This window comes from Streptomyces alkaliphilus (assembly GCF_014141535.1).
Lineage (GTDB): Bacteria > Actinomycetota > Actinomycetes > Streptomycetales > Streptomycetaceae > Streptomyces > Streptomyces alkaliphilus.
Genome location: NZ_VKHT01000822.1, coordinates 1 through 2,304, shown reverse-complemented (window position 1 = coordinate 2,304; position 2,304 = coordinate 1). Strand labels below are relative to the sequence as shown.

General features: G+C 72.9%; 3 protein-coding genes and 2 pseudogenes. 2 read left to right on the top strand and 3 right to left on the bottom strand.

Annotated features, from left to right (window positions below; genetic code table 11):
- Positions 1–77 precede the first annotated feature (77 nt).
- Both FNQ90_RS20155 and FNQ90_RS20150 read right to left on the bottom strand, forming a co-directional pair.
- The gene (locus tag FNQ90_RS20155) at positions 78–602 is read right to left on the bottom strand and encodes a peptidylprolyl isomerase (RefSeq protein WP_143625261.1); all 525 of its coding nucleotides are present in this window, start codon (positions 600–602) and stop codon (positions 78–80) included.
- A gap of 350 nt (positions 603–952) precedes the next feature.
- Positions 953–1,174, bottom strand: coding sequence for a hypothetical protein (locus FNQ90_RS20150; protein WP_182607654.1), 222 nt, complete (start codon positions 1,172–1,174; stop codon positions 953–955).
- A gap of 6 nt (positions 1,175–1,180) precedes the next feature.
- Between FNQ90_RS20150 and FNQ90_RS27625 the strand changes: the two are divergent.
- Positions 1,181–1,291 (top strand): annotated as a pseudogene (locus tag FNQ90_RS27625) (VOC family protein); the annotation flags it as partial.
- A gap of 20 nt (positions 1,292–1,311) precedes the next feature.
- Here the strand turns inward: FNQ90_RS27625 and FNQ90_RS20145 are convergent.
- The gene (locus FNQ90_RS20145) at positions 1,312–1,524 is read right to left on the bottom strand and encodes a hypothetical protein (RefSeq protein ID WP_182607653.1); all 213 of its coding nucleotides are present in this window, start codon (positions 1,522–1,524) and stop codon (positions 1,312–1,314) included.
- 237 nt (positions 1,525–1,761) lie between these two features.
- Between FNQ90_RS20145 and FNQ90_RS20140 the strand changes: the two are divergent.
- Positions 1,762–2,304: pseudogene (locus tag FNQ90_RS20140) on the top strand (hypothetical protein); the annotation flags it as partial.

Sequence of the window (2,304 nt, the reverse complement as noted above, 5' to 3'; positions counted from 1 at the left end):
CGTCGGGGTGCGGTCGCGGCGGCCCGTTCCCCGGTGCCACCGTGGTGCGGCGAGCCGGGAGGGGCGCGAGGGGGGGATCAGTTGATCTCGATGCCCTCGATCACCACGTCCTCCACCGGCTTGTCGTTCGGGCCGGTCTCGGTGGCGGCGATCTCGTCCACCACCGCCTGGCTGTCGGGGTCGGTGACCTCGCCGAAGATGGTGTGCCGCTGGTTCAGGTGCGGGGTCTCCTCGACCGTGATGAAGAACTGCGAACCGTTGGTGCCGGGCCCGGCGTTGGCCATCGCCAGCAGGTACGGACGGTCGAACGCCAGTTCATCGGTGACCTCGTCCTGGAACCGGTACCCGGGGCCGCCCATGCCGCTGCCCAGCGGGTCGCCGCCCTGGATCATGAAGCCGTCGATCACGCGGTGGAAGATCGTGCCGTCATACAGCGGCTCGTCCCCCTCCTGGCCCTCCCACTCCTGGGTGCCGGTGGCCAGCCCGACGAAGTTCGCCACGGTCACCGGGGCCTCGTCCTCGAAGAGCGTCACCTCGATGTCGCCCATGCTGGTGCGGATCGTCGCCGAGGAGGCGGTCTCGGTGACGGTCGGGCCGGTCATGCCCTCCTCGCCGGCACCGGGCTCGGTCTCCTCCCCGTCCTCCGGCGCGGGGTCGGTCTCCGTCTCCGCGCCGGTGTCGGTGCCGTTGGCGGAGGAGTCCCCCTCCCCGTCCTCCGAACCACAGGCGGTGACCAGCCCCAGGCAGAGCATCGAGGCCAACAGGGGAGCGACCAGACGGCGACGGGTGCGGATCACGGAGGACAGCCCTTCTCTCGGGGTGGGGTGGACCCGGGCACGGGTCCCCGAACGGGCCAATCATGCCCCACGGACCTCCTCCTGCCACCCCCGTGACGACCCGGTTCCGGGCACACCCCCGTCGCTTTCCGGCCGGTATTCGCACCACACCGTCTTCATTCGCACCCCACAGTCTTCGTCGGCACCCCGGCCACCGCCGCGACCGTCACGCCCCGGCGCTCGGCCAACGCCGCCACCGGGCCCACTCCCCGGCCCGCCCTCGCGGCCGGGCCGGGTTGTCGGGTGACGGGCAGTCGGTCCGGCCGCCCGTCCCACACCTCGACCCGCACCGGATCGTCACCGGACTCCCACCCGTCCCCGGCGAAGGGGAACCCCACCGCCGAGCCGACCACCGGAACCCGGACGGTTCGGGATGGGTGATCCTCGCCGATCCCGAGGGCAACGAGTTCTGCGTTCTGCGCAGCGAATCCGATCGGGCCGCGATGAACTCCTGACGCCCGCGCCGGTTCGGTCGTTACGCGTCCTCTTCCTTCGATTCGGCCGCCGTCGCCGGAACCTCCACGACGAAGAAGATGAAACAGGTGCGGGTCGCCGGGTCGGCGAATTCGTCGGGGAACAGTTCACGGGCGGCCGGGACGGGCCGTGGCTCGTCGATGCCGGTGAGGCGGAAGCCGGCGGCGGTGAAGGCGTCGACCATCGCGTGCAACGGCCGGCGCCAGAACCTCATCGGGGTGGGTCGCCCGCCGACTCTCCAGTCGAAGGTGTAGTCGGTGGTCGCGAAACAGTCGGGTCGGGGATCGCTCGGGCCGCTCGGAGGGCCGAATCGGGCGGACCTGCGAGAAGCCGTGGCCCCGACCGCCCGTTCGTGGCGGGTGGGGCGCCCTCGGCCGGCGGGCGGAGCGCTGAGGTGGTGTCCTGGCGGGGTGGACAGTGCTGTGACGGCGGGCGAGAGCCGAGGGGCGTCATGACCGCGCGCGGCGGGCCGTGGGGCACGGTGGACTGGGAACAGCCCGCCCTGCTGCTCCTGGACGGCGAGGGCACGGTGCTGACCGCGACCTCCCCGGTGGTGGACCTGCTGGGCGGCGGCATCGAGGCGGTGCGCGGGGTGGGCGTGGCCTCCTTGTTCGAGGACCGCTCGGTGTGGGCGGGTCTGGTCGAGGAGGCCAGGGAGGAGCGCCGCAGCAGTGGGCGCGCGATGCTGCGGCGTCCGGTCGGCGGGCGGGTCGCGGCCGATGTGAGCGTCTCGGTGCTCCTGGCGGGTGGCTCGGCGCGATTCCTGGTGTGGCTGGTGCCGGTGGCGGGGGCGGAGCTGCGGGACCGCTTCGGGATGCGGGTGGCCGCGGCCGGTGGCGGTGTGCTGGTCTCCGGTCCGCGTGCGCAGCAGCGGCTGGAGTTGCTGCGCGCGGCCGCGGGACGGATCGGCGGGTCGCTGGACGTGGTGGGCAACGCCGAGGAGCTGGTGGGTCTGCTGGTGCCGGTCTTCGCCGACCTGGGAGCGGTCGACCTG